Origin of the sequence: Brachyspira sp. (assembly GCF_050873525.1) — a bacterium.
In the GTDB taxonomy this organism is placed as follows: Bacteria; Spirochaetota; Brachyspiria; order Brachyspirales; family Brachyspiraceae; genus Brachyspira.
Genome location: NZ_JBNMIZ010000283.1, coordinates 1 through 2,785, shown reverse-complemented (window position 1 = coordinate 2,785; position 2,785 = coordinate 1). Strand labels below are relative to the sequence as shown.

At 30.0% G+C, this 2,785-nt stretch carries 2 protein-coding genes; both read left to right on the top strand.

Going from position 1 to position 2,785, the window contains the following annotated elements; translation table 11 throughout:
* The first annotated feature begins 328 nt into the window (after nt 1-328).
* Nucleotides 329-1,489, top strand: a complete 1,161-nt coding sequence (locus ACR0QS_RS12565) for a cell surface protein (protein WP_432633796.1) — start codon at nt 329-331, stop codon at nt 1,487-1,489.
* Nucleotides 1,490-1,738: 249 nt separating this feature from the next.
* Entirely contained in the window at nt 1,739-2,644 is a 906-nt protein-coding gene (locus tag ACR0QS_RS12560; RefSeq protein WP_432633795.1) for an Rpn family recombination-promoting nuclease/putative transposase, read from the top strand.
* Nucleotides 2,645-2,785 lie beyond the last annotated feature (141 nt).

Here is a 2,785-nt window from a genome sequence, read left to right as displayed (position 1 = left end):
CATATATATTTTTAATGTAAAGTAAAAAAAAAATTAGATTTTTTTTGTTAAAAGGCTTGCGATTTTTTTTTTTTTTTGTTAGAATAAACAAACAATTAAGATTAATATACAAACTAAATTAACTTGATTATTTAAAAAATTAATTATTAAAGGAGGAATACAATGAAATAGAGATTAAAAAATAAAGTTTAATAATTAATGAAGAATGAATAAATATAACGATTGGTTTAAGAGAGAAGTTGTTTGAAAAAATAAACAAAAATAAAAATTTAAAATGCCAAAATCAGCCTCAATAAAATTGGCAAAATTTTGGCGAAGGATAACAACAATGAAAACAATTAGAAAAATATTTTTAACGGCTATAGCTTTACTTTCTATGGCAAGCATGCAAGTTTTCGGAATGTATGGAGTCGATTCGGATTGGATTGACTTTCTTACGGACGGAAATCAGTTTAAAGCGAGACTTGAAACTTTAGGCTTCACTCTTGGAAACGATACGATTAAAGGAACTTTCGGTTTCGATAACGGAGCGGGAGGAACTTTAGGAGCTTTAATTTCTCAAAATGAAGGAAATCCAGATTGGTATGATTTTATTCCGCATACTTCGTTTGGAATAGGTTATACTTCTTCGGCAATCAGCGTGGGAGTCGGTTATACTTTAAGCATAGGACAAAAATTCCAAAAATATAACGGAAGCGCAAATCCTAAAACTACGGTTGCGACTGGACATACTCCCATTTTGGTTTTGAACGCTTTGGATAATAATTTTAGAATGGCTATTCCTATTCAAGTGGTATCTATAAATGATAAAACTGCGGAAGGAGTTAAACAAAATTTAACCGCCATAAAACTTAATTCCGAATTCAGATATTACACGGGAATGGACATACTAACTCAAATAAGATTATATTTAAATTATGGCTACAATTCCATTAAGAACGGAGATTTAAAAAGTAAATACGAAACTTTGGGATTCGATTTCAGACTTTATTTTGGCGCTGTTGTGGAAGATGTGGAACTCGAGCCTTTTATTAAAATCGCTTACAATACTGGTTTAGACAAAAATCTTCCAACTGCAAATCTTAATTTTGATGTTATTGAAGAAGGTAAAGCTTCCGATATAGTTAGCGAATTTCAATATGCAGGACAAAGTTTCTACGGAACAAATAGCTTTGACAAAACCGCTTGGAGTTTGGAATTAATGCCAGCTTTGGGATTGAGCGCAAGTTCGGATATAGTTTCGCTTTATTTAGAACCAGCTTTAGGATTAGAGATTATTGGCAGTCAGTATAATAATCAAAAGGATACATATTCTTTAGCTTGGAATGTTTACGGAGAGATTAGCATTACTCCTATCCAAAATTTAGAATGGTATTTTGAAGCCGAATTGGGAGACGGAGCGGTTGCAAGCGGAAATACTACTGAAGTAGGTAAAGTTTTAAACTTTAACGCCTCTACGGGTATAACTTGGTATTTGCCATCTTTATAAATAGAAGTAAGAATTTATTAACAGGCGGTTTTAAATCATAAAATTAAGCGATAGAAAACCGCTTGTTATTAATAAGCAATTTTGTAAATATGTTTCATTTTTTGTTCTTTCTCCTTTAATAATTTGAAAGGATTAAGCTTTCATTTAATAATTTGACAAACCTCATGCGAAGGCGTGGGGTTTATTTAATTTTAGAAAAATTATTAATTTAACTTTTGACAAATAAAATTATTCTGTTATAATATTCTTATGAAGAATAAACCTTTTAATGCACTAAATGATTGTTTTGTTCGGTATTTCTTTACCGATAAAGGCGGAGAAAAAGTCCTACTTGATTTTATTAACGCCGTTATGATTAGCGCCGACATGAAAACTTTTAAAGCCGTTGAAATTCTCAATCCGTTTAATTTGAAGCAGCATTATAAAGACAAAGAAACTATTGTAGATGTTAAGTGTATAACCAAAAATGGAACAGTCGTAATCATTGAAGTTCAGTTGTCGGGTAATTCTAGATTTCCAGAAAGAATACTTTATTATTGGGCTATGAATTATAGCAAACTTTTAAAGAAAGGCGAACAGTATGACGAATTAACTCCCGTAATAAGCATCAACCTTCTTAATTTTAATTTAAATAAAAAAAGTAATAATGTGCATAGCTGTTATATGATTTACGACACCAAAAATGCAAGATTATTAACAGACCACTTGCAAATACACATGATAGAATTAAAGAAATTTAAATTCAAAGATAATAACCTGCCAAAAGATTTAAACTGCTGGTTAGGTTTTTTCACTACAAAAAATATGGAGGATTATATGTCAGAGATAGTAAAAGAAAAACCAATAATGGAAGAAGCTCACAAGCGATATAACAATTTTATAAGAAGTCAATTAATGATGAGCGAATACGAGAAAAAAGAACTCTATCAATTCGATAAAAAAATAGCGCTCGCAGACGAAAGACGAATTGGGAGAAGAGAAGGAAAACTTGAAGGCATAAAAGAAGGAAAACTTGAAGGTATAAAAGAAGGTATTGAAAAAGGCAGACTTTCTGAACAAATCTCAATGGCAATCGCAATGAAAAATAAAAATATGGATATTAACCTTATAAGCGAAATTACAGGCTTAACCATCGAAGAAATCGAAAAATTATAGTTGACTTACTTTAATAAATTCTATATAATCTCAAAAAATTTTATATCGCTTTACTAAACTTTATAACTTTACAATCCGATATTATTTTTATAAATTTAACAAATTTTAGTATTGACTTAAATTTGTAAATTTGTTATAATT